The organism is Zobellella sp. DQSA1 (assembly GCF_041950555.1).
Lineage (GTDB): Bacteria > Pseudomonadota > Gammaproteobacteria > Enterobacterales > Aeromonadaceae > Oceanimonas.
Genome location: NZ_CP169531.1, coordinates 3,179,303 through 3,201,895, shown reverse-complemented (window position 1 = coordinate 3,201,895; position 22,593 = coordinate 3,179,303). Strand labels below are relative to the sequence as shown.

Here is a 22,593-nt window from a genome sequence, read left to right as displayed (position 1 = left end):
TCTCTCCTGTAGCTGGGAGTCACTGTGCACCACTTTAGTAGTAAATGCTCGAGGTTGCCTTGATGTGGGTCATAAAGCGGAATAGGGAGGTCCTTATATGAGGCCCTTTCTGATTTATTTGCCGGTGCCGATGCCGAGCAGGCAGGAGGTGGTGAGTACGCAGCTGTCGTTGTCGTTGAGCCGGTACAGTTCCACATCCCCGCCCTGGCGGCCGAGCAGGCTGGCGGCTATCTGTCCCGACAGCAGCCAGATAAAGCCCTGGCAGCTCTGGCCCGACGACATCAACTGCTGGCCGGCAGGCAACGCCAGCGTCTGGCAGCGCTGCCGCAAATCGGCAAGCGGGGCGGGCAGGGTAGTCATGAGCGTATCCTGAACGAAGCAAAGGGTTGCTCCGTATGGCAGATCAGCCAGGACCTTGTACGGAACCATACTGATACGCTCGCATCGTGCTTGCTCCATGCTGTGCACGTCAGAGGCGCAGGAACGGGAGATGACGAAAAAGTAAAGGTAATTAAAAACCATTATCATCTTTATTTGGTTATGTTATAACATCCACTCCGCTGTCTTTACGGAGATCCCGTTCAATGAAAACCGGCATCCATCCCGAATATCGTCAGGTTGTCTTTCATGACGCCTCGGCCGACACCTATTTCAAGGTCGGCTCCACCATGAACGCCCAGGAAAGCATTCTCTGGTCGGACGGCAAGCACTATCCCCTGGTCAGGCTGGACGTGTCCTCCGCCTCCCACCCTTTCTACACCGGTCAGCAGAGGGCGGTGGCGGCTGAGGGGCGGGTGCGCCAGTTCCAGCGCCGCTTCAAGGGCATGGCGAGCGGGGGAACCAAGTGATGCAGGTGGTCAACTCGCTGAAAAGCGCCAAGCAGCGCCACCCGGATTGCCAGATAGTACGCCGTCGTGGGCGGCTCTACGTTATCTGCAAGAGCAATCCCAGGTTCAAGGCCGTGCAGGGACGCTGCAAGAAGAAAACAGGATGAAGCAAGGGGAGCCCTGGCTCCCCTGCAGCTTGATGACAAAGTCGTTGTCATGACGACATCAGTCGGCCAAAGGACCAACTCCGCCGACACGCCATGAATCATCTCTGGAGGCTCCGCCGCGCCTCTGACCGCCATGGATGGCGGGAATGCCGGAACGGCAGGAGCATTTTCCGGCCCTGGCGTGGAGAGTCGGCAAAGCCGCTCCCTCTGGCCACCTGTTTTGGCATGGGGGTTGGCTGAAGAGGGGGGAGTTCATTATTTTAATTCTGCGGTGAAAAACATCATGTTCATGTTGTCGTTTCTATGATGGCTGGCATCAGTGCCTTTTAGTGGCCTGGATCAATATTTATTTACCCCCTAGGGGGTAGTATGGAGCCATGCCCGGGAGCCGACGGCTCCGGGCCTGCCGATCCATAATAACGCCGAGGCCGGATAACCATGAACGACATGATCCCCGTTCGTATCGAAGAAGATTTGCTGGGAACCCAGGTGGTGGAAAACCATCACTATTACGGCATCCATACCCTGAGGGCACTGGAAAACTTTCGCCTTAGTACGCAAAAGATTTCCGATTTTCCCGATATGGTGCGCGGCATGGTGCTGACCAAGAAGGCGGCGGCCCTGGCCAATGGAGAGCTGGGCACCATAGATCCGGTGATCGCCGATCGCATCGTGGAAGCCTGCGACCTGATGCTTAATACCGGCAAGTGTTTCGAGCAATTCCCCATCGATGTGTTCCAGGGGGGGGCGGGTACCTCGGTCAATATGAACACCAACGAGGTGCTGGCCAATATCGCCCTGGAGCTGATGGGCCTGCCCAAGGGCCGCTACGACGTAGTCCATCCCAATGACCACGTCAACAAGTGCCAGTCCACCAACGATGCCTATCCTACCGGCTTTCGGGTCGCCCTGTTCAACAGCTGCGAACACCTGCTGGTGGCGCTGACCCGACTGATCGATGCCTTCGAGGCCAAGGCGGTGGAATTTGCGGACATACTCAAGATGGGGCGCACCCAGTTGCAGGATGCGGTGCCCATGAGCCTGGGCCAGGAGTTCCATGCCTTCGCCGTCACCTTGCGCGAAGAGGTGAAGAGCATTCGCCTGTGCCGGGAACTGCTGCTGGAAGTCAACCTGGGGGCCACGGCCATCGGCACCGGGCTCAATACCCCGCCGGAATATTCCCGCCTGGCCATCGCCAAGCTGGCAGAGATCACCGGCCAGACCTATGTGCCGGCGGAAGACTTGATTGAAGCCACTTCCGACTGCGGTGCCTACGTGATGCTGCACAGCGCCTTCAAGCGGCTGGCGGTGAAACTGTCGAAGATTTGCAACGATCTGCGGCTGCTGTCTTCCGGTCCCCGCGCCGGGCTCAACGAGATCAACCTGCCCGAACTACAGGCGGGCTCTTCCATCATGCCGGCCAAGGTCAACCCGGTGATCCCCGAGGTGGTCAACCAGGCGGCCTTCAAGGTGATCGGCAACGACATCACCGTCACCCTGGCCGCCGAGGGGGGGCAGTTGCAGCTGAACGTGATGGAGCCGGTCATCGCCCAGGCCATGTTCGAATCCCTCAACCTGATGGAAAAGGCCTGCGTGGCCCTGCGTGACAAGTGCGTGACCGGCATTACCGCCAATCCCGAGGTGTGCCGCGACTATGTGCTCAACTCCATCGGCATCGTCACCTACCTCAATCCCTTTATCGGCCATCACGAAGGGGACATCGTCGGTAAAATCTGCGCCAAAACCGGCAAGAACGTGCGTGAGGTGGTGCTGGAGCGGGGACTGCTCACCGCCGAGCAGCTCGACGACATCCTCTCCATCGATAACCTGATGCGGCCCCAGTACCGCGCCAAGCGCTACGCGCGGACCCAGGACTAACCCCTGAAACGCCGGGCTCAAGACGGAGCCCGTTTTTATGCTGCTCATCACCGGCAGGGAGGCGGGTAGGTCGGCGGGAGAGTGGAAATGATTGTCTTCGAGTTGTTGATTGTACTGGCGGCCATTACCCTGGGCGCCAGGATGGGCAGTATCGGCATCGGTTTTGCCGGTGGCCTGGGAGTACTGGTGCTCACTCTGGGGCTGGGGCTGACTCCCGGGTCCATTCCGGTCGAGGTGATCCTTATCATCATGTCGGTGATCACCGCCATCGCCGCCATGCAACTGGCCGGCGGCATGGATTACCTGGTCAGCCTGGCCGAGCGGCTGCTGCGCCGTCATCCCAGGTACATCACCTTCCTGGCGCCGGTGGTCACCTACACCATGACCCTGTTTGCCGGCACCGGCCATACCGCCTTTTCCACCCTGCCGGTGATCGCCGAGGTGGCCAAGGAGCAGGGCATACGTCCGTCCCGCCCGCTCAGCATCGCGGTGGTGGCCTCCCAGATAGCCATTACCGCCTCGCCCATTTCGGCGGCGGTGGTGTTCTTCTCCGGTATTCTCGAGCCCCTGGGGGTGGACTACCTGACCCTGCTGGCCATCTGTATTCCCGCTACCTTCCTGGCCTGCATGGTCGGCGCCCTGGTGGCCAACCGGCTGGGGGTGCCGCTGGCGGAGGATCCGGTGTACCAGGAACGGCTGGCCAAGGGGCTGGTCAGGCTCAGGGGTGAGAACGCCATCGAGATAAGGAAGGGCGCCAGACGCTCGGTGCTCTACTTCCTGCTGGCCATCGGCGCCGTGGTGCTTTACGCCACCGCCATTTCCGACAAGGTGGGGCTGATCGCCAACCCGGTGCTGCCGCGGGATGCGGCCATCATGATCTTCATGCTGACCGCTGCCGGGGCCATCACCCTGGGTTGCAAGCTGGATGCGAGCCACATTTCCAACATGGCCACCTTCAAGTCCGGCATGTCGGCCTGTGTCTGCGTGCTGGGGGTGGCCTGGCTGGGGGATACCTTCGTCTCCAACCATATCGACGAGATCAAGCTGGTCGCCGGCGGCTTGCTCGAAACCTACTCCTGGCTGTTGGCGGTGACCCTGTTCTTCGCCTCCATGCTGCTCTATTCCCAGGGCGCCACCACCAAGGCGCTGATGCCGGCGGCACTGGCCATTGGCGTCGACCCGCTGACCGCGGTGGCTTCCTTTGCAGCGGTCAGCGCACTCTTCGTATTGCCTACTTATCCGACCCTGTTGGCGGCGGTGGAGATGGACGATACCGGCTCCACCCGCATCGGCAAGGCGGTATTCAACCATCCCTTCTTCGTCCCCGGGGTGGTGACCATAGCGGTGAGCGTGACCCTGGGCTTCGTGTTCGGCGGCCTGCTGCTCTAGCCATGGTTGAGCTTTAACCGATAAAGAGAAATAATCGCCTTTCCTGTTTTCTCCGGCGGCCTGCTGCGAACGGGATCTTCTCCGGCCGCCCATGCCTGAACAGGCCGGGCACAGGAGGTGGCCGGCCCGGATACCCGGATGCGATCTATTTTTCTTACGTTGTTGCTGGCGGGGGCCGGGGGCGCTGCCGCTCATGGGCTCGGTTTTCCTTCCGACTGGCTGATCGGCGCCATGGCGTCGGTGGCTATCTGCTCCATGCGTGGCGTCGCCACCCGGGTGCCCCCTTACAGCCTCGAACTGGTACAGCTGGTGCTGGGCCTGAGCGTGGGCCTGCGTATCAGCACCGAATTGCCGGCGGGGGCTTCCCTGCTGATCAGCCTGGGCGGCCTGCTGCTGTGCCTGGCCACCCAGTTGCCCTTGGTGCAGGGGTTGCTGCGCCGGCTCGGCTGGTCCCGGGAAGAGGCCATGCTGGCAGCCTCGCCGGGCGCCTTGTCGGTGATGGCGGCCCTGGCGTCGGAGCTCGACAACCCCTTGCGGGTGGTGTTGTCGCAGACGGTGCGGGTCATGCTGCTGGTCAGCGGCGTCACCCTGGTGCTCTGGCTGGGCTGGGTCAATCAGGTGCCGCTACCGCGGGAACAGACCCTGTCCCACGGGCTCAGCCTGCTGCTGTTGGCCATCGCCCTGGTGCTGGGGCGGGGGTTGCGCCGCTTGCGGCTGCCGGTGAGTCCGTTGCTGGGGGGCATGGCGGTCGGTGGGGTTTTCGCCGCCTATCAGCCCCAGAGCATGGTGCTGGCCGGCTGGATGCTGCCCCTGTCCATGCTGCTGCTCGGTGCCCTGTTGGGCTGCCGCATCCGTCCCCTGCCGCTGCGGGAACTGACCGCCTTGCTGGGGATCGGCCTGGTGATTTGCCTGGCCAGCTCGCTGGTTTCCCTGTTGTGGGCAGGGCTGGTGGCCTGGCAGTTGGAACTATCGGTGTTCCAGGTGTGGCTGGCCTATGCCCCGGGCGGGCTGGAAGCGATGATCTATCTGGCGCTGGTCACCGGCGAAGAGCCTTCCTGGGTGATATTCCACCATGTGGTGCGCATCGTGCTACTGAGCCTGGGTGGCGGCTGGCTGATGCAGCGCTACCAAGCTCGGGCGGCCCAGCCTGAACAGGGGGACTGACGGCGGGCTTGCAAAAATGGCCGGCATTGGCCAGTCTGGGACATTCCCAAGTGCGTTGCGAGTCCTTATGAATTTCCTGTCCCAGCCGATCCCTTCCCATCCCGAGCCAGACTGGAGCCGGCTGCAGTCCTTGCCCATCGAGGAGGTGGGTGAACCGCTGGTGCCCCTGGGTCTGATCACTTCGCTCATCCGGGTCTACCCGGCCTATTTTCACCTGGGGGTGCCCGGCGCCCAGTCCGAGTGCCATGTGCGTGCTTCGGTGCTGGCCCGGCTGCAGCAGGCGGCCCGTTTGCTGCCGGCCGGCATCGAACTGGTGGTGCTGGACGGCTGGCGTCCGCTGGCGGTACAGCAGTATCTGTACGACACCCTGTTGGCGGCCCTGCGCGACCACGATCCAGCCGGCAGCGAGGCCGAGCACCAGGCCCGGGCCCGCCACTTCGTGGCACCGCCCAGCGCCGCTCCCGGGGCCCCCAGCCCGCATCTGACCGGCGGCTCCGTCGACGTTAGCCTGTGCGACAGCGAAGGCCGGCTGCTGGACATGGGCACCGAATTCGACGACATCAGCCCCTGGTCCTACAGCGCCGCCTTCGAGGCGGTGGCCCGGCCCGGCCCGCGGGAGGCGGAGGTGATCGAGAACCGCCGCCTGCTGCACAGCGTGATGAGTCGTGCCGGTTTTACCAACTTGCCCAGCGAGTGGTGGCACTTCGATTACGGCAACCAGTCCTGGGCCTGGTACAGTCAGGCTCCCCAGGCCTTGTTCGGGGCCATGCACCTGCCCAGCCTGCGAGAGCGCTGGCAGCGGCAGGTGGCGGTTTTCGCCGGCTAGGAGAAACGGCTCACCTTTTTTGAGTTTTAACTCTATTATTGTTAATTAAGACTGCCGGCCGCTCTGGCCGGGCAGGCTTCCGATGTGGCCATATTTTATACTGACAATGGCCAGGTAATGACCGTTAAACACGGGTTCTTCCGACTCCCGCCTTGTTAATTCCACTTACAACCGCTTACTTTTTAGTAAATGAAAATGTGATATTGCTTACATATTTTAAAATTGTACCGGTGGCGAAACCAAGACAGTTTTTACATTATGTAAACCCGAGGCGGCTTTTGTGAAGCCGGGATGTAAACGGGGTGTTTTCGTTTTATTTCTTTAAAAACAATGTGTTGAAGTTGGTTGCAAGGCTGGGGTATAAGCAGGATAAGCGGGTTGAGGCAGGCTGTTGCCCTGTTGTTAATCAACCGGCTGGCTATCGATAAGAAATTCTAATCGGTAGCCCTACTTGTACTGGGGCGGATAGCGGAGTAATTTTCTCTCCACTTACCGGTTGGACCCTGTTTAATCGTTAATCAAAAGCCCCTGTCAGGACAATGTTCTGCGCAAGCAGACATCCTAAATCAGAACAAAGGACGTTAGTATGAGTGCATTAGTCGATGCAATTAATGGTTATATCTGGAGCCTGCCCCTGATCTACCTGTGTCTGGGTGTAGGTTTGTACTTCTCTCTGCGTACCCGCTTCCTGCAAATCCGTCACATCAAAGAAATGGTCCGCCTGATGTTCAAGGGCGAATCCTCTCCCGCCGGTATTTCTTCCTTCCAGGCCCTGGCGCTGTCGCTGTCGGGCCGGGTAGGTACCGGTAATATCGCCGGTGTGGCCACCGCCATCACCTTCGGTGGTCCCGGCGCCGTGTTCTGGATGTGGGTTGTGGCCTTCCTGGGTGCCGGTACTGCCTTTATCGAGTCGACCCTGGCGCAGATCTACAAGGAAAAGGACGACAACGGATTGTATCGTGGTGGCCCCGCCTACTACATCGAGAAAGGCCTGGGCATGAAGTGGTATGCCTGGATCTTCGCCTTCGCCACCATCATCGGTTGCGGCCTGCTGCTGCCGGGCGTACAGGCCAACAGTATCGCCTCCGGTATCGAAAACGCCTTCGGCATTCCCACTTCGGTGTCTGCCGCCGTGGTCGTGGTGTTGCTGGGCCTGATCATCTTCGGTGGTATCAAGCGTATCGCCCACTTCACCCAGGTGGTGGTGCCCTTTATGGCACTGGGCTACATCCTGGTGGCCTTCGTCATCATCGTGATGAACATCAGCATGTTGCCCGAGGTTGTCAGCCTGATCGTGGGTAGCGCCTTCGGCCTGCAGGCCGGCTTCGGCGCCATCCTGGGCCTGGCTATCGAGTGGGGCGTGAAGCGCGGTATCTACTCCAACGAAGCGGGCCAGGGGACCGGTCCTCACGCCGCCGCCGCCGCCGAAGTGTCACACCCGGCCAAACAGGGTCTGGTGCAGAGCTTCTCCGTGTACATCGACACCCTGTTCGTCTGTACCGCCACCGCCTTTATGGTGATCATCACCGGTGCCTACAACGTCATGGGCAAGACCGGCGAAGCCATCGTTGAAAAACTGCCGGGCGTGTCCGCCGGCCCGGGTTACACCCAGGCGGCGGTCGAGTCGGTGATGCCCGGGTTCGGTAGCATCTTCGTGGCCGTGGCGCTGTTCTTCTTCGCTTTCACCACCATCCTGGCCTACTACTATATCGCCGAGACCAACGTGGCCTACATCAACCGTCAGGTGCACCGTCCCTGGTTGGTCTTCGTCCTCAAGCTGGCGCTGATGGCCTCCGTGGTATACGGCGCTATCCGTACCGCCGAACTGGCCTGGGGCCTGGGTGATATCGGTGTGGGTCTGATGGCCTGGCTGAACATCGTTGCCATCCTGCTGCTGCAAAAGCCCGCGCTGATCGCCCTGAAGGACTATGAAGCGCAGAAGGCCAAGGGCCTGGATCCCACCTTCGATCCCACCAAGCTGGGTATCAAGAACGCCGACCACTGGGTCAAGGACAAGAAAGCCAAGTCCGGTCTGGTAGGCGATGAGGTGGTTGCCGACGCCCAGGTGGAACGCAGCTAAACCGAACTTGAACATCCTCAGTAGCAAGGCCGGGAACTTTCCCGGCCTTTTCTTTTTTCGGCTCCCGTCACTTCGGGCTGCTGGTCCCACCCCGGAACCCCGCTTGCACCTATACTCGCCGATAACCTAACGTTACTGTCTAATGAAAGACATGGCGGCATATTCACCCCTTGAGGAGAAGCGAGAGATGGACACTTCCAGCCTCCTTTTCAACGCTTCTTCAAGCGGGTAGAGGATATGGCATCCTCGGAGTACCGAAATAGGCCGCAGCTCGAGGTGTACCGAAGAGTTAAAAATTCCGTCGTGCTGTGAACAACAGCGTATCGTTATGCCGGAAGGGGTAAAGCTGGTCTGTCTCTCGAGTTGCGCGATAGTCCACCCATGCGAGGCCCAACCCCCAGTTGTCAGAGAGGTCCCAATCTGCAGAGGTCCGGAAAATTTCGCCTTGTCCCCCCGGTAAGCCTACCACCTGGCTGGTGAGTGTCAGCTGGTCATTCATCATGCGGTAAGCCACACGCACGTTGAATCCGGTCTGCCAAGCATCCTCTGACAGTCCTTCGTGGTGATCCCTTGTCCATCGACTAGAAACCTCGAAGGTGAGGGTCAGGTTTTGTATACCTGAATACTCACCTGACACCATGGCTCGCCATTGTTCGTGTTCCGACCAAGGTTTCGTAGGGTCGTTGGGCATCACGCGAACGCCCCAGAGCCACGCTTGTTCGGTTCGCCATACCCAGTTTCTTTGACCCGCCTGGATAACCACTCCGAGCATCTGCTGACGCCAGGGACTGAGTTCAATACCGGGCTGGCCATTGTCCTGAAAAGTTATGCTTGGGTAACGCTCGAAGCTGTAAGTATCGGCGACGATTCCCTGGAAATCCCAGCCAGGGACATTTGAGCTCCAGCGCAGAGCCCAGCCTGGGTTGTCCCCTCGATGGGTCTCTATTCTGGTATCGCGCCACTGACCGTAGAGATCGAACTCCTCTCCGGCTGCCGCAGCTCGGTCAGCGGGCATGGATGGCAGCAGCACAATATCCAGCGTTTGTTCAAGGGCTATTCGGACGGCGGGTACTGGTAAACGCATATCCTTGAGTTCTTCTTGGCCGGGCCAGCGCTGGTCCCGCCGAGACAGCACATCGGTTATCCGCTGGCTCTCAGCCTGTCCCCATGCCAGTGTCTGGTAGCCACCTCGTATCCACCAGCGGTCTCCCTGCCATGATATATAGCTGTCTGCAGGCTCAAAACGCCACTGCCTAGCGTCAGCCTGAGTGTCACTGAACTGGTCGCCGGACCAGTTGGTGCGCTGCTCCAGATCCGGTAGCCAATCATGCACGAGCCCGCCCGCGAGTCGAAGCCGCCAGGTGTCGGATTGCCAGCCAAGCTGACCGTAAAGTTGCGTTTCGGCGCGGCTGAAGTCGGGCCGGCTGCGCCGGGAGTTGGAAGCAGGAGAGCGGTAACCAAAACCGGTCACCTGTTGAACCCACGCCCTATGCTGCCACGGCCCTTTACTCTGGGCGCTCGCTCCGGCCTGTGTATCCATTTCCTGAAAAAAATCTGCCGACACCGACGCCGAAAAGGTCAGTGCCGACACCAGCAAACAGTGTCGTTTCATAGCTACATCCTAGCCTTTAGTCGCCCTGTTCCATCGCTTGGGTTGTAAATAGCGATTCGTCGGTGCTTTGGTTGTAGACAACACTGCTGTACTGAAAAATGCTTGCATGCTCACGTTCACCGTTGCGGGTCGTGAGCATCTGTAAACGCATGGGGGTCCAGATATTATCTATCAACTCAAGGTTGGAGGCACTGAAGTACTTGATGCGGTTGCCGCGCGTCAGCCAGAGTTTTCCCTGAATTTGTACAAAACTGTCCTTGAGTATCCACAAGTGGGACTTCCTGTAGCCGGTCTCGTGTTCGACCCGATCTGCATAGTCGGGCTTTGGCGTCGATTCAATAAGCCAGGCAGGTTCGCCATTGACCTCGGCTTCAGCATCCAGAATGGTATAGTCGTACCAATCGATGGTGACGCCATTGATGTCGGAGTAAGTAAAATCGCTGCCCATGAAGGATCCTGACCGATCCCCGGCTGCTACCCTGCGCACTTGTTTCAATGCGGGTAGAAACAACCTGGAATCGTCGTCTCTGTCGTCGGCGTAGTCGTAGTTGAGGTAGGCTGTACCCGACACGTCGGCTGGAGATCGAAAGAAAATAATGGATTTGTCGACGTCATCACCGTTCAGGTTGTACATCTTCAAATCCCTAGTGCGCTCTCGACCGCGTCGATCTATCAGTATCAGTTTGGCATCTGCCTGCGAGGACTCTCCGACGTATCGATTGTCAACCTTCTCCATGATTTCTCGAGCGCTGAGCTCGCTCGACACCGACACGTTTGTATAAGCGATAGTGATCAGTGGAATCAATGCCATCAGTAATCTGGTCATGATTTTTCCTCCGTTGCTGTAAGTGCTTCTTCTTGAAAATTGGCGGTGGCAGCTCTTTCTCCGTCCAGCCAATGCAGTAGTGCCGGCAGTATCAGAAGGTCTCCTAGTAGTGCCAGAGACATAATGCAGGCGGCAAAAAAACCGGTGTATATGTAGGGGATAAAGGACCCCAGCAACATGATACTGAAGCCAATAACCAGGATAAGGGAGGTGAATACAACCGCCCGGCCAGACTCAGCCATCGCGAGGTGAATGGCTCGGTCTGTTGCCTCGCCCTGCCGGCGTGCCGACAAGTAGCGGTTCATGACATGTATGGCATCGTCAACGGCAATGCCCATAGTCATGGCGCCGACGATCATGGTTCCGAGGTTGAGGGGGGTATCCATTAGGACCAGAATTGCCCCGGTAATGAGAATAGGAACGACGCTAGGAATTAATGCAATCAGGCCGTATTTCACAGAGCGGAACAATATGACAAAACTGGCAGCTATGATAAACAGCGCGACGATGAATGAGCGAAATACGCCCTGATTGATGTAATTGTCCTGTGCGTTATACATCACCAGCCCACCGGTCAGTTCCGCGTTCATCTCCGGGTGAAACCGGTCGATATAGGATTCGACCCGGTTCAGCAATGCGGCTGTTTCGCTGGCTGGCATGTTGGTGATGGGGACAGACATACGCAGGTAGCGCTCCTCAAAATCTTTGACATCAGATAGGTCCTCCTCAGCCCCTGTGTTGCCGTACAGAAGAAGGAACTGCGCCGCCATTGACCGGCTGTCAGGAAGGGCGTACCACTCGGGGTCTCCGTAGTTGAGTGCCCGATTGATTTGCCTGTGAAAGTCGATGATGGACAGAACCTTGCCAGTTTCGGGTTGCCTCTCCAGCCAATCTTGAAGGCCGCTGGCGGCGATCAGATGCCCGGGGTCGTGAATGCCGCCAGGCTCGCCTGTGTCGATCACGATATCGAGATTCTGGGTTCCGCGGTAAAGGTGGTCAAAGTAGTGGAGATCCGCCCGCGTGGGATTGTTTTCCTTGAAGTAGGTGATGAAGTTGGAATCCACATTGAGGCGAGGGACCAGTAGCAGGCTGATTACCAGCACGGTGGTGCTACTGAAAACAAGCAGGCGCATGTGCCGGGCCGTAAATTCAGGCAGCCAGGCGGTCAGGCGTGCCACCAGGCCTTGCTTTACACTGTTTTCCGTTTTTGACGAGAAGCTGTGTACGAAGCTCATTATTGCCGGCATGGTGGTCATGGCCGCTACAAACAGCAGTAGTGCGCCAATAGCGCCCAGCCAGGCAAACTGGCGAACAGGCACAAGCTCCGTCACACTCAGTGCCAGAAAGCCGGCTGCCGTCGTCAGGGCTGTGTAGAATGCAGGAATCCACAGGTGCTCGACGGTCGCTTCGGCTGCTCTCTCCGGGGATAATCCTTGGGCTCGAAAACGATAGAAGTCCACCAGCACGTGCACGGATATACCGACCCCAATGATAATCAAAGCGGGCACCAGAGCAGACTCGACCACGGTGTGGGGCCAACCCCAAATGCCCTGAAGACCGGAAACCCACACCACGTCTAAACCGATCACTACCCAAGGGAGCACTGCACCGGCGAAAGAGCGAAAACTGATGTACAGGATAGCGATCATCACCACCGCCATGGTGGGATTGATCCAGCGCTGATCCCTCTTTGTCAGTACTTCAAACTGCTCCGTGAAAACCGGCATGCCGCTCAGTCGAACCGGGTAACCATGGTCGGCATAATCTTTTTCGTCGATGAATTCGCGCAGTGCCGCCATCAATGACATTTTGTAATCGCTCTTACCCACCTGATATCGCACGCGCGCAGTTATCCGGGCGTGGCGAAAGTCTTCCGTAACCAGTTGGCCCAAAGCTATGGGCTCATCGAGTATTATTTCCCTCGCGAGCTGAAAAGCCTCAGGGTTCCCCAAATCCTCCAATAGCGGGTCAGTCGCCAACCCTGCACTTGTAGAGTGGGTATACTCGTACTTGGTGAGTGAACGGACTTGGGTGACTTCCGGTCGTTCCTCAAGAAACTCAGTGAGCTCATGGATCACATACAGGGTTTCCTCGTTGAAGACGTCCCGGTGTGACTGGGGGGCACTGATACCTACCGAGAGGTACTCCACGTCGCCGAAAAGATCCAAAAGGCGCTCAAAAGAGAGCAGATTGGCATCGCCCTCGACAAAGTAACTCTCATTGCTATTGTCGTAGTCGATGTTTTGGGCCGGGACGAGGGAGAACACGGCGAGTGTCAGGCTGGTGGCGATGACCAACCAGCGGAATCTCACCACAAAGGCTGCCCAGGCTGTAATAAAACGGGTCACTATGAGGCCTCATTCAAATGCACGGCGGCAGAGACCGCCGTTGGGTTTCATGATCGGGATGGCTGAATTTGCAGATGTTGGGTGCGGCTTGTGGCGCAGTGTATTCAGTGTCGGGTGGATACCAGTGCGGGCCAGCGTTGATAAAGCCCCAACAGAAAGAGCAAACCGATAACCAGGCAAGTGGTTGAGCTGAAGACCAGGAACATCGGCCTTTGCTGGAGCTCCATCAGGTGAGGGTCTGTAACGGGGGTAACGACCAACAGTGGGCCCATAGCCGCTCGGCCCAGAAAAACGAGCGTGATAATGACGAGTGCCAGTCGGGGCCAGGGAAGCTTGAGGACGAACCCGGCTGCGGAAAGGGCGTAGAGTCCCCAGGTCATAAGGAGGGCGCTGATGGCCAATGTCAGCAGTGTTGGATACCATAGGCCCTGTTCTGCCATAACGGCCATTTCTTCACCGGCGCCGAACGCACGGTACCATTCCGGGCCACCTAGGATCACTAACAGGTGCGCGACCGCAGCCAGGAAACATGTTGTCGCCGCCAGCAGCAAATATATGTTACAGGTTTTCAGTTCTTTTAAGTGCATTGTCCACCTCGTTGATATAAAACGGCTCCCTTCCCATCGAGACCTTCCTGCCATCAGTTGCCGGGAGGCTCTCCATGTGTTCAGTCACGTCGTAGCTGAACAGTGCACCGCATCGCCAGGAACGCTTGCACTTTAATCCGGTACAGTGTCTTACGGACGACATCCAACACTCCCCAATGGATGGGGCGCTGTCCTTTATCGATTGGCACTGCGCTATCTGGTCTGTACGTGTTGAGTATGGCGTCTTCCCGTTGCCATACGAGGTTACGGGGCCCCGGTCGGTGTTATTGCGTCGCTGGAAGGGAAATCGATCGGGGCCGGCGCCAACGAGGGTGATGTGAGGCTTGATGTCGCGCTGAGGCGTAATGGCGCGCGCTACGGTATAAACCGTGCAGCAGGTCATACTGGTACCTCCTGCGGTAATGGGCGACAGGCGACATACAACTTGCCTCGCACACAGCGTTCCTGATCAACTCGAGCCTCTACGCGGAACTCGGTAAAGGCGGCGCTTGCGTCGACCTGCTTGACATCGCAGTGCAAAAGAGCGGTGGGTTTTACGGGCTTGATGAACCTTACATCGCTACGCAGCAACAGATACACCTGCGGTTCAGTCTGTTGGTCGTCACCGGTCTCGGCTCGTCGGTTTTCCAAAGCCATAAACGCTGCGCAGCTCTGAGCCAGGGCTTCCGTCAGCAATACCCCGGGCATCACGGGGTTGCCTGGAAAATGACCCGGTACCCAGAATTCATTGGGGGTTACCGACTTGACGGTGGTCAGGCCCTGGCCTGGTTCATGGTGCTCGATGGCGTCGAGCAGCAGCATATCACCGCGGTGGGGGAGCAGCTCCTGTAAGGCTGGATAGCTCATGGTGTCCGCTCCAGCAGTAATGCACTGTAACCGAGAGCCTCATCCAGGCTCAGAATCAGCACCGACGCCGTTTCAGAAGTGGGCGCGCCGTAGATGTCCTGGGTCAGTGGGGCAAATGACCCTTTGCAAGAGAGTAACTCGTCGGTTAACAGCATAGCCAGGCCAGCTGAGCCAGACTCTCCATTGCCGAAGAGGGATTCTCCTTTGACCAGACAACGGGAAAGCCCCGAATCAACGAATGTTTTCTCGACATCTCTCTGCCTATCTGGGTTCAGCGGGTCTCCGGTCTGAATGATCGCATCAACTCGGGTTACACCCTGTTTGGCCAAGTGGCTTGTCAATACCTTAGCAAGGTGCTCGGTATCCCACCTGGGCTGTCTGCCCAGAAGTGGCTCTCGAAACCGAACGGGGCTGGATGTATGGGGAACAACTCCCATCAGCAACGCCATTTCGCGATTCCGGCCAAAGGCCTTGTGATAGCGGGAACTGACTTCAACCGTACCAACCAATGCTCGCCGAATGGTCTGTGCCTGAAGGGCAAGCTGAGCCATATCAAGCGCCTGAAACCAACTGTGTTGACCCGACGCGATGGTACAGTTGGGCCCTTGTATGTTGTACAGTCTGGCCAGATGGCTACCGACCACGTTGGCCAATGTGTTGGGTGCCTTGAGGGGGCTTACATAATCCGGACCGATGTTCTTGGCACACATGTCAAACTCGAAATCATCTTCGAGGTTAATGGTATCTGCAGCGACATAGATACCCGTGCTAACTGCTCCGGAATCCTCACTGTGTTCGGTGTTGAGACCCTCGAGGCGTGTAGCAGTACTGCAGAGGAGCTTGGTGGCGGAACTCAGGTGCCGGCTCTTGCCCAACGAGCGGTTTGCGTCGTAATTATCAAACGATCGCACAGGCAACAGGCGGCTCAGGCTATCACTCAAGTTTTGAGGCGACTCTGCGGTAGGAAACTTGTAGCTGCTGGTTTGAACTGAGTAGTACATCGGGCCACTCCTTAGTGAACGCCAAGAGGTTGACTGGGCTTGCTGAAGATGACGCAAGAGACGTTGCCTCCAAACGCGAAGGCATTGCTCATTATGTGGCTGAGCTTTGCAGGGCGTGACCTGTTGGGAACCACATCGAGCGGAAAGGGAAAGTCGGGATCGACCGCCTCGGTATTCAGTGTCGGAGGTAGTTTTTGATGCTCAAGTGCGAGTGCGCAACTGACAGCTTCAAGGGCGCTGGCTGCACCCATGCAGTGCCCTAGCATGGACTTGATAGAGCTGACAGGTACGTTGGCCAATGCTTTATCGAACACGCGAAACATGGCTTCGGCCTCGGACGAATCGTTAGCCTGAGTCCCCGTACCATGTGCGCAGATGTATTGAATATCGCCGGGAGTGAGCCCAGCCATGTCCAGCGCTCTCTGCATCGCCTGGATTGCGCCGCGACCTTCGGGATGAGGGGCTGTCGCATGATAGGCGTCACAGTTCAGGGCATACCCTGTGACCTCTGCGTAGATATGAGCGCCGCGCTCGACTGCGTGCTCATAATCCTCCAGCACAAGCATGGCTGCGCCTTCGCCCACGATCATTCCGGTTCTGTCTTTATCGAATGGGCGGCAGACATCCGCCGATGATGCACTGAGTCGATGAAAGATTGTGTAGCATGTGCGGCTGAAAGGGTCGGCACCACCGGCCAGTATGACCTTGTTCCTGCCGCTCCGAATCCGATCGAAAGCCAGTCCCACAGTGTAATTTCCAGCCGCACAAGCATTCACCAGGGTAGCGCTCTGGCCGTAGCAGGAGAACCGTTTCGCTACTTCACTGCTCAGGAGTGCAGGAGAGAAAAACTGTAGCTGAGTGCCCATCTCAGGGTGGGTATCGTCTTCTTCCGTGAGGCCATAGAGGTCGATGGTTCGCTCGACAACGTCCTGATTGCCCATAGTGGTACCCACCATCACCGCATAATCGTTGGGTGTGTCCGGATCGATGTCGAGGCGGGCATTGTCCAGAGCCATACGTGTGGCCGCGATGGTATAACCGACCGCCTGACCAAAGGGTTTCAGTGACTCGTCATTGTGCTCGTCCACACTATCGTAGCCTCTGACCTCTGCCGATCTAGGCCTTGGGTACAGGGCGGCGTCGAGCTTGCTCAGGTCTCCGATACCACTTGCACCCGATACGATACTCTCCCAAAACTCAGCCAACGAACTACCCAGCGGAGAGACGACACCCATACCAGTTATAACAACTCTTCTCTGGCTCATGCGCTTAGCCCTCCGTCAACAACCATACAGTGTCCGGTGATGTAGCTGGCGCTGTCGGACAACAGGAACAGGACCGGTGCTGCGACCTCTTCTACGGCACCCATGCGGCGCAGGGGAACCTGCTTGGGAATAGCTGACCGGGAGGATTCGGGCATGGACAGAACCATGTCGGTCGCAATGTAACCGGGCGCAACAGCGTTGACCAAGATGTTGAACCGGGCCATTTCGTGACTCAATGTCCGCGTGAGACCGATCAACGCTGCTTTTGTTGAGGAGTAGTTAGACTGACCGCTGCTGGCTCGCAGTCCTCCCACTGACGACATCATGATGATCCGCCCTTCTTTACGAAACATCATTTTCTGCAGAACCGCTTGGGTCAGCAACGCGGTACCGTTGAGGTTGGTTGATATCACGGACAACCAGTCCGTTTCGGACATGGTGGGGAAAGATTTGTCTTGGGTAATACCTGCGTTGTTAACCAGTGCGTATATCTCGCCAAATTCCTCTTCAATCGCTTCAACCATCGCTCTGGATTCATCGGGCGCATTGAGATCGCATTGCTTTGCATGACAAATCATCCCTTGTTCACGAATCGTGCGTACCAGCGCCTGAGCTGTTTCGTGTTGGCGGTGATAGGTAAAAACCACGTGGGCTCCCTGAATCGCCAGTTGTTCGACGATAGCACGGCCGATACCCCGACTCCCTCCGCTGACCAACACCAAGCGCCCCTTAAGACAGTTATACATGGTAAAAAACATCCTCATTTATCGGAGATAGAAAATCCTGTTACCTTGGCGAGCATGACTTCCATGCTTGCCAGGTGAAGATCCGGTGGTACAAATCTTTCACTGAGTCGCTGCTGCTCCCGGTGAAGCTCGGTTGCCAGCCGGCTTCTTTGATTGGGAGGGACATCTTTGTGGCGCTCAATAAATGCAACGCAGTCGGTCAGAATGGCTGGAACGATATCTCGGGCAGAGTGTGAGACAAGGCACCCTCCGTGTCCTGGTATCAACTGCTTTATGGAAAGGTCTTGCCAACTGGCCAGGGTTTTCAGGTAGTCATTGGCATCGTCAAAAATCAGCGGGTGCCACTGCCTGCTCCTGTGTTCGTACTCACCCGCGGCGTCGCCGGCGAAGAGTCGCTGGCGTGTACTGTCGTACCAGGCCAGCGAATCCTGACTATGCCCTGGTGCCGCGACAGCCTTGAGCGAACAGTGGGGGCCCAGTTTTATTTCCTCTCCTGGCTGAACACACTGTGTTGGCAGTTCGTTCAGCTTCAGGCAAGCCTGGCTGTTGTCCTCATGCTCGCCACAAAGCGCTGCATGGGTGTTTGCAATAAACCTCCTGCAGGCGGCACTCTGCCATGCCTCATATGTAAGCTGGGAGGCCAATACCGAGGCATTGGGCAACCTCGGCATCAGTAGCGCCATAGCACCGCAATGATCGTAGTGCTTGTGAGTAATCAACCAGTAGAAAATGTGCTCAGGCCGGGTAACCTGTAATATTTGTTCCCAGAGCATCTCGGCATCGGCGCAGAGCCCGCCTTCAATCAGAGCATACCGGTCCTCACCTACATACATCAGGTAGATGGGCACATCCGCGTGGCCCAGAAGGAACAGGTCGTCGTCAATACGCCCGGCCTGGGTCAGCCACCTCATGATGTCTGAACCTCGTAAAGTGCGGCGCCCCATGTTGCGCCGGAGCCATAAGCGAGGAAAAGCACTTTCTCGCCCGGAGATATCTCCGGCCAATGTTCGGCCAGTGTTACCGGCAGGGACGCGGAGGCCATATTTCCATACTGATCGACGGTCACAGGAAATTTACTCATGGGAAGACTCAGCTTTTCCCGAACGGCATCTAGAATCCGAAGGTTAGGCTGATGGCAGATGAAGTGATCGATGTCATCTATGCCGAGAGAGTTTCTGTCCAGAATTTCTTCAGCAATGCGTGCTAATGTCTCACTGGCATGGATGAACATCGGCTTGCCTTGCATGCGAAACTGATGCTTAGATTGGTGCAGGTCATCGTATTCCATAAAACTATTACCGGCAGAACCTGGTTTGACGGTTTTGAGAAAGTCAAAACAATCACCGTCGGAGCCCAATAGTATGTCCTTAAGTCCCCCTTCCCCGGTCGCCACTGATACCACCGCTGCTGCTGCACCGTCGCCAAGCAGTATCGAAAGGTTCCGACCATCGTCTGAGTAGTCCATACGCTTGGACAATGCTTCTCCGCATACCACGAGTATATTTCGGTATCTGCCGGTCAACAGCATGGCCTGTGCCAATTCAAGTTCATAGAGGAAACCGCTGCATTGGGCGCGAATATCGAACGCGGGTACTTGCCTGAGCCCAAGTTTGGCTTGTAGAAGACAGGCCTGTGAAGGATCATGGACATCCGGTGACAAGGTGTTGACAATCAGAGCATCAATATCGAGGGCGGCTAGCCCCGCCGAGCTGATCGCCTGCTCGCATGCAGGAATCATCAGGCTGCTAACGCCTTCGGTGCCTGAGAGATGATGCCTGGTGAGTACACCTGTTCTCTCTTCAATAAATTGCTCACTCGTGTTCATCCGGGCGACCAGATCGGTGTTTGTCACCTTATGGGACGGAATGCAGTATCCCAGGCCTTTGAACATCAGACTTTCGGTAATGGTTGCCATAGTGTGTCTACTTGAAGATCTGATCCATTTTTCCAGCCAGGTATATGTTGCCGCGTACCTGGAGTTTTCTGGTCAGTATTGCCGTCATCCCCTTGATCTCCTGATTCACCAACCGAAGGTAGGTATCTACGTCTGTTTGGAAAACCACATTGGGGTCGTTCACCTCGCCCTCGACAATATCGAAGCTTCCTTTATCAATAGCGACACAGAAGTCACGGCCGGTATCGCCAGATATCTTCCACTGGTAATTCGCCTTGACATTTTCACAGGCTTTCGGGTTGAAACGCTCGCGCATCGAGGCAATAACTTCGTCTATAGAGTTCAATCGTTTGTCACTCATTTATTCACCTGTTAAACCGCATCTTTCAGTAGTGGTTGGAGATCGTCTGAGAATCCCTGCATGACCCAGATATCATGGTAGTCGGGATGGTAGATACCAGACTGAACGAAGTAATAAAGCAATGGCCTGATGAGCTCGCTGTTCAGGGCTTTTCGGTGGTCCGAGTAGAGTACGGCATCCAATAATCGCTCGTGATCGGAAAAGGCTGGGTCGGCGAATCCGATGCGATCAAAGCAGTCGATGTTGGTAACTCCTTGATCGATCAGTTGCCTGACATAGACAGGGGTCAGTTCCTGGGCGTGGCGGCGAAACTCACTGTCGGTACCAATCAGGCTTTGGATCATCTGTTGCCCCCATTTGATATGCCTCATCTCTTCCTTCCAGTGTTCATTCACCACGGTCTTGGCCATGGAATGCACATAGTCAGCCTGAACATCCAAGCGTTGATACTGGTCGGCAATCCACTCGATCACCATCGTCAGATAAACAGCCATCAGAGGGTACTTTCCTGTGCCGGCGTTATCGTCGTAGAAGGTTCTAAGAAAAGGAGGCATTTCATATATTTTTGAACCAAAGTATGAGATAGCCTTCTTGAATACCAGAGTATGGACGAGTTCCTCCTTGATAAAATGCTTCATGTAGTCCCTTATAATAGGAAGGTCACTGAATGCATCGTTATTCAATTCTCTCATGTAGTACTCCACTACCAGAGATTCCAGATGGACAAAAGCCGACCACCAGGTGATGGTTTCTTCGACGGAAAGCTGCTGGATTTCCTCGGCGGTAGCTTTTTCCCAGTAGGGAGTGCCGTAAATCGAAATCCTTTCTTTTCCTCTGAGAAACGGCGGCTCGGAGACAGGCTCGTCCCAAGGGTGGCTGTAGAGTGTGCTCATGGACTTTTTCTCTGAAGACGCGATGAGCCTTTCAGTTACCTGGTTCAGACGAGTGATATTGGTTGATAACTCTTTAAGCATAGCTGGGGGTCCTTTCGGTTTTCTGCTGGGACCGCAAGGTGGCGGCAGTAAATCCAAGGCACATCGCTGGTTCATAGCCGGCGCCATTCACCCAGGTCCCCAGAAACTGCAAGCCTGACAGTGGGGGATGTTGCAAAAAACGACTGTTGCGTCTGGGTACTGGCTTGTAGCCGAAAGCCGATCCGCCGAGGGAGTTGGTGAATTTATAGTTGGTCTTGGGTGTGGATATATCCATGTACTGAATATATCGGCGCAGACCGGGAAAACTCCGCTCAGCACGGTCGAGGATTCTTTCCGCAACACACTCCTTCTTCTTCTTGTAATCTTTCCTTGAGAGGTGAAACCAGTCGGACATCTGGTCGAGAATTTCAAGCTGAATAACGAAACCGTACTGATTGTCCAGCAAGTGATAGTTGGATATGGATAGCGGCCAGCGCTCGTAGCGCAAATCGGAATGACAGGCATGGTGCGCATCATCCAGATAACTGGTGTCGGTGATTAAATAGTCGCTCTTGTGGAAACCACAATGCTCGGGAGTCTCAGAAAGGCCCAGATAGACGATAAAGGTACCCAAGCCCGGTTCAAGCGCACTGAATGCGTTGGAAAATGACGCTGGAACCTGATCGCCGGCAAGCTCTGACACCTGCGAGGGACTTCCGGTCCATACCATATGGGGGGCCTTAATCTTGTATCGGCGTGTACTGCAGCCTTTTATACTGCTGTGACTGATGTCTATCGCGGTTACTTCTTCTCGAAGTAGCAGCCTTCCCCCACGGCGTTCCAGCTCTTGCGCCAGGGCATTGGACCAGCTCTGCGAGGAGCCTTTGACGTAACGCTTTTCTGTATACATAAAGGTGTATGCAAAGTGCAGAAAATACAGAGCATCTGCCTCAAACGCTTCTACACCGAGGTTGATGGCCAGTGCGCACAGTATCGTGATCAGATCTCTGTCATTGAACGTCGATAACAAATACTCGTAGGTGGTCATGCGGTTTAGCTTGCGGCTGGACAAAAATAGCTCAGGGTCCATTTCATATTCACCTAGAGTCATTCTGGCCAACATATAGTTCTGGTAGCCCACCGTTTTGATATCGTGAAAGAAGGCGTTCAAGCCTTCCTGAGCAGACGGAAACCTGGACAATAGAAACTGTTCAAGCTGGGCTCCATCTGCTGGCAGGGTCATCCGGGACGATCCGTGTATGATCGTCGTCAGCTCCTGATAAGGATAAAATGGCAGCAAGTCGATAAGGCCAGCTCGTTCCAGCGCGTTTGACAGATTGCCGTTGACACCAAAGCCGGTAATCTTGTGCAAGCTGCAGTCAAACGTATAATCCCGCTTTCTGACAAAGTTGCTCGCGTAGCCACCAGGTTTGGTGTGCTTCTCTACAACCACCACGCGTTTCCCGCTGGCCGCCATCACATTGGCGTAGACGAGGCCGGTCAAACCGGCCCCGACAACTATTTCATCTGCTTCGATAAGCGTGTGCATAACTAGCCAGTGACCGTTTCTTTTTGCTCGCGCAGTTCGTTCACAATATTGGATATTCCAGAAATGGTAATCATTTCCTCGTAACGAGTGGGCGGGATCTTGAACTTGAATTTTTTTTCCAGGTTGACGGCGACTTCCAGTCCCGCCAAGCTATCTAGCCCCAGGGCCGATAGATCCTGATCCGGATCAATTGTCATGGGGTCCAGTTCGGCAGCCTCGATAATGAGCTCCTGAATAAAGGTGTGAAGTTCTTGATTGTCCAATTGACTGACTCCTTCTATCTTGGGGTTAA

Annotated in this window: 22 protein-coding genes; 7 read left to right on the top strand and 15 right to left on the bottom strand. The window is 56.3% G+C overall.

From position 1 onward, the window contains the following. Positions 1–114: 114 nt before the first annotated feature. On the bottom strand, positions 115–360 hold the full coding sequence (locus ACEVBK_RS15330) for a hypothetical protein (protein WP_375055781.1): 246 nt from the start codon (positions 358–360) through the stop codon (positions 115–117). A 224-nt stretch (positions 361–584) separates the two neighbouring features. On the opposite strand from ACEVBK_RS15330, the gene ACEVBK_RS15325 reads away from it, so the two are divergent. The 7 genes from ACEVBK_RS15325 (at position 585) to ACEVBK_RS15295 (ending at position 8,331) form a co-directional block, all read left to right on the top strand. Further along, positions 585–848, top strand: a complete 264-nt coding sequence (locus tag ACEVBK_RS15325) for a type B 50S ribosomal protein L31 (protein WP_375055780.1) — start codon at positions 585–587, stop codon at positions 846–848. Continuing rightward, positions 848–994 (top strand): type B 50S ribosomal protein L36, encoded by a 147-nt coding sequence (gene ykgO / locus ACEVBK_RS15320; RefSeq protein WP_375055779.1) that lies wholly within the window; start codon positions 848–850, stop codon positions 992–994. Before ACEVBK_RS15325 ends, ykgO begins: the two co-directional genes overlap by 1 nt. Positions 995–1,432: 438 nt before the next feature. Further along, on the top strand, positions 1,433–2,872 hold the full coding sequence (gene aspA, locus ACEVBK_RS15315) for an aspartate ammonia-lyase (RefSeq protein ID WP_375055778.1): 1,440 nt from the start codon (positions 1,433–1,435) through the stop codon (positions 2,870–2,872). Positions 2,873–2,959: 87 nt separating this feature from the next. After that, positions 2,960–4,261 carry an anaerobic C4-dicarboxylate transporter gene (locus ACEVBK_RS15310; protein WP_375055777.1) on the top strand — a complete coding sequence of 434 codons (1,302 nt, stop codon included), beginning with the start codon at positions 2,960–2,962 and terminating at the stop codon, positions 4,259–4,261. A gap of 138 nt (positions 4,262–4,399) precedes the next feature. Beyond that, positions 4,400–5,425 (top strand): AbrB family transcriptional regulator, encoded by a 1,026-nt coding sequence (locus ACEVBK_RS15305; RefSeq protein ID WP_375055776.1) that lies wholly within the window; start codon positions 4,400–4,402, stop codon positions 5,423–5,425. Between the two features lie 67 nt (positions 5,426–5,492). Then, entirely contained in the window at positions 5,493–6,251 is a 759-nt protein-coding gene (locus ACEVBK_RS15300; protein WP_375055775.1) for a M15 family metallopeptidase, read from the top strand. 586 nt (positions 6,252–6,837) lie between these two features. Further along, positions 6,838–8,331: an alanine/glycine:cation symporter family protein gene (locus ACEVBK_RS15295; RefSeq protein WP_375055774.1), complete on the top strand. Its 1,494-nt coding sequence runs from the start codon at positions 6,838–6,840 to the stop codon at positions 8,329–8,331. A 289-nt stretch (positions 8,332–8,620) separates the two neighbouring features. Here ACEVBK_RS15295 and ACEVBK_RS15290 read toward each other — a convergent pair whose 3' ends face one another. The 14 genes from ACEVBK_RS15290 to ACEVBK_RS15225 form a co-directional block, all read right to left on the bottom strand. Next, entirely contained in the window at positions 8,621–9,943 is a 1,323-nt protein-coding gene (locus ACEVBK_RS15290; protein ID WP_375055773.1) for a hypothetical protein, read from the bottom strand. A 16-nt stretch (positions 9,944–9,959) separates the two neighbouring features. After that, positions 9,960–10,769, bottom strand: coding sequence for an outer membrane lipoprotein-sorting protein (locus ACEVBK_RS15285; protein WP_375055772.1), 810 nt, complete (start codon positions 10,767–10,769; stop codon positions 9,960–9,962). Continuing rightward, positions 10,766–13,117, bottom strand: a complete 2,352-nt coding sequence (locus tag ACEVBK_RS15280; RefSeq protein ID WP_375055771.1) for an RND family transporter — start codon at positions 13,115–13,117, stop codon at positions 10,766–10,768. Before ACEVBK_RS15280 ends, ACEVBK_RS15285 begins: the two co-directional genes overlap by 4 nt. A 104-nt stretch (positions 13,118–13,221) precedes the next feature. Continuing rightward, positions 13,222–13,704 carry a hypothetical protein gene (locus tag ACEVBK_RS15275; RefSeq protein WP_375055770.1) on the bottom strand — a complete coding sequence of 161 codons (483 nt, stop codon included), beginning with the start codon at positions 13,702–13,704 and terminating at the stop codon, positions 13,222–13,224. Positions 13,705–14,103: 399 nt separating this feature from the next. Further along, positions 14,104–14,571 (bottom strand): 3-hydroxyacyl-ACP dehydratase FabZ family protein, encoded by a 468-nt coding sequence (locus ACEVBK_RS15270; RefSeq protein ID WP_375055769.1) that lies wholly within the window; start codon positions 14,569–14,571, stop codon positions 14,104–14,106. Next, complete coding sequence (locus tag ACEVBK_RS15265) at positions 14,568–15,572, bottom strand: beta-ketoacyl synthase N-terminal-like domain-containing protein (RefSeq protein WP_375055768.1); 1,005 nt, start codon at positions 15,570–15,572, stop codon at positions 14,568–14,570. Before ACEVBK_RS15265 ends, ACEVBK_RS15270 begins: the two co-directional genes overlap by 4 nt. 11 nt (positions 15,573–15,583) lie before the next feature. After that, positions 15,584–16,837, bottom strand: a complete 1,254-nt coding sequence (locus tag ACEVBK_RS15260) for a beta-ketoacyl-[acyl-carrier-protein] synthase family protein (RefSeq protein WP_375055767.1) — start codon at positions 16,835–16,837, stop codon at positions 15,584–15,586. Beyond that, on the bottom strand, positions 16,834–17,556 hold the full coding sequence (gene fabG / locus ACEVBK_RS15255) for a 3-oxoacyl-ACP reductase FabG (RefSeq protein WP_375055766.1): 723 nt from the start codon (positions 17,554–17,556) through the stop codon (positions 16,834–16,836). Before fabG ends, ACEVBK_RS15260 begins: the two co-directional genes overlap by 4 nt. A gap of 41 nt (positions 17,557–17,597) precedes the next feature. Further along, complete coding sequence (locus tag ACEVBK_RS15250; protein ID WP_375055765.1) at positions 17,598–18,494, bottom strand: MBL fold metallo-hydrolase; 897 nt, start codon at positions 18,492–18,494, stop codon at positions 17,598–17,600. Continuing rightward, on the bottom strand, positions 18,491–19,498 hold the full coding sequence (locus ACEVBK_RS15245) for a beta-ketoacyl-ACP synthase 3 (RefSeq protein ID WP_375055764.1): 1,008 nt from the start codon (positions 19,496–19,498) through the stop codon (positions 18,491–18,493). The genes ACEVBK_RS15250 and ACEVBK_RS15245 overlap by 4 nt, the downstream gene beginning before the upstream one ends. Before the next feature lie 7 nt (positions 19,499–19,505). Next, positions 19,506–19,838, bottom strand: a complete 333-nt coding sequence (locus ACEVBK_RS15240) for an SCP2 sterol-binding domain-containing protein (protein WP_375055763.1) — start codon at positions 19,836–19,838, stop codon at positions 19,506–19,508. Positions 19,839–19,849: 11 nt separating this feature from the next. Further along, complete coding sequence (locus ACEVBK_RS15235; RefSeq protein ID WP_375055762.1) at positions 19,850–20,812, bottom strand: diiron oxygenase; 963 nt, start codon at positions 20,810–20,812, stop codon at positions 19,850–19,852. Beyond that, entirely contained in the window at positions 20,805–22,301 is a 1,497-nt protein-coding gene (locus ACEVBK_RS15230) for a phytoene desaturase family protein (protein ID WP_375055761.1), read from the bottom strand. Before ACEVBK_RS15230 ends, ACEVBK_RS15235 begins: the two co-directional genes overlap by 8 nt. Positions 22,302–22,303: 2 nt before the next feature. Continuing rightward, the gene (locus tag ACEVBK_RS15225) at positions 22,304–22,564 is read right to left on the bottom strand and encodes an acyl carrier protein (RefSeq protein ID WP_375055760.1); all 261 of its coding nucleotides are present in this window, start codon (positions 22,562–22,564) and stop codon (positions 22,304–22,306) included. Positions 22,565–22,593 lie beyond the last annotated feature (29 nt).

Excerpts from the sequence above, each read along its gene's own strand:
- ACEVBK_RS15290 (WP_375055773.1), bottom strand. The coding sequence starts at position 9,943 with ATGAAACGACACTGTTTGCTGGTGTCGGCACTGACCTTTTCGGCGTCG.
- ACEVBK_RS15275 (WP_375055770.1), bottom strand. The coding sequence starts at position 13,704 with ATGCACTTAAAAGAACTGAAAACCTGTAACATATATTTGCTGCTGGCG.
- ACEVBK_RS15305 (WP_375055776.1), top strand. The coding sequence starts at position 4,400 with ATGCGATCTATTTTTCTTACGTTGTTGCTGGCGGGGGCCGGGGGCGCT.
- ACEVBK_RS15310 (WP_375055777.1), top strand. The coding sequence starts at position 2,960 with ATGATTGTCTTCGAGTTGTTGATTGTACTGGCGGCCATTACCCTGGGC.
- ACEVBK_RS15250 (WP_375055765.1), bottom strand. The coding sequence starts at position 18,494 with ATGAGGTGGCTGACCCAGGCCGGGCGTATTGACGACGACCTGTTCCTT.
- ykgO (WP_375055779.1), top strand. The coding sequence starts at position 848 with ATGCAGGTGGTCAACTCGCTGAAAAGCGCCAAGCAGCGCCACCCGGAT.
- ACEVBK_RS15245 (WP_375055764.1), bottom strand. The coding sequence starts at position 19,498 with ATGGCAACCATTACCGAAAGTCTGATGTTCAAAGGCCTGGGATACTGC.
- ACEVBK_RS15295 (WP_375055774.1), top strand. The coding sequence starts at position 6,838 with ATGAGTGCATTAGTCGATGCAATTAATGGTTATATCTGGAGCCTGCCC.
- aspA (WP_375055778.1), top strand. The coding sequence starts at position 1,433 with ATGAACGACATGATCCCCGTTCGTATCGAAGAAGATTTGCTGGGAACC.
- ACEVBK_RS15230 (WP_375055761.1), bottom strand. The coding sequence starts at position 22,301 with ATGCACACGCTTATCGAAGCAGATGAAATAGTTGTCGGGGCCGGTTTG.
- ACEVBK_RS15260 (WP_375055767.1), bottom strand. The coding sequence starts at position 16,837 with ATGAGCCAGAGAAGAGTTGTTATAACTGGTATGGGTGTCGTCTCTCCG.
- ACEVBK_RS15235 (WP_375055762.1), bottom strand. The coding sequence starts at position 20,812 with ATGCTTAAAGAGTTATCAACCAATATCACTCGTCTGAACCAGGTAACT.
- ACEVBK_RS15330 (WP_375055781.1), bottom strand. The coding sequence starts at position 360 with ATGACTACCCTGCCCGCCCCGCTTGCCGATTTGCGGCAGCGCTGCCAG.
- ACEVBK_RS15300 (WP_375055775.1), top strand. The coding sequence starts at position 5,493 with ATGAATTTCCTGTCCCAGCCGATCCCTTCCCATCCCGAGCCAGACTGG.
- ACEVBK_RS15325 (WP_375055780.1), top strand. The coding sequence starts at position 585 with ATGAAAACCGGCATCCATCCCGAATATCGTCAGGTTGTCTTTCATGAC.
- ACEVBK_RS15270 (WP_375055769.1), bottom strand. The coding sequence starts at position 14,571 with ATGAGCTATCCAGCCTTACAGGAGCTGCTCCCCCACCGCGGTGATATG.
- ACEVBK_RS15265 (WP_375055768.1), bottom strand. The coding sequence starts at position 15,572 with ATGTACTACTCAGTTCAAACCAGCAGCTACAAGTTTCCTACCGCAGAG.
- ACEVBK_RS15240 (WP_375055763.1), bottom strand. The coding sequence starts at position 19,838 with ATGAGTGACAAACGATTGAACTCTATAGACGAAGTTATTGCCTCGATG.
- ACEVBK_RS15285 (WP_375055772.1), bottom strand. The coding sequence starts at position 10,769 with ATGACCAGATTACTGATGGCATTGATTCCACTGATCACTATCGCTTAT.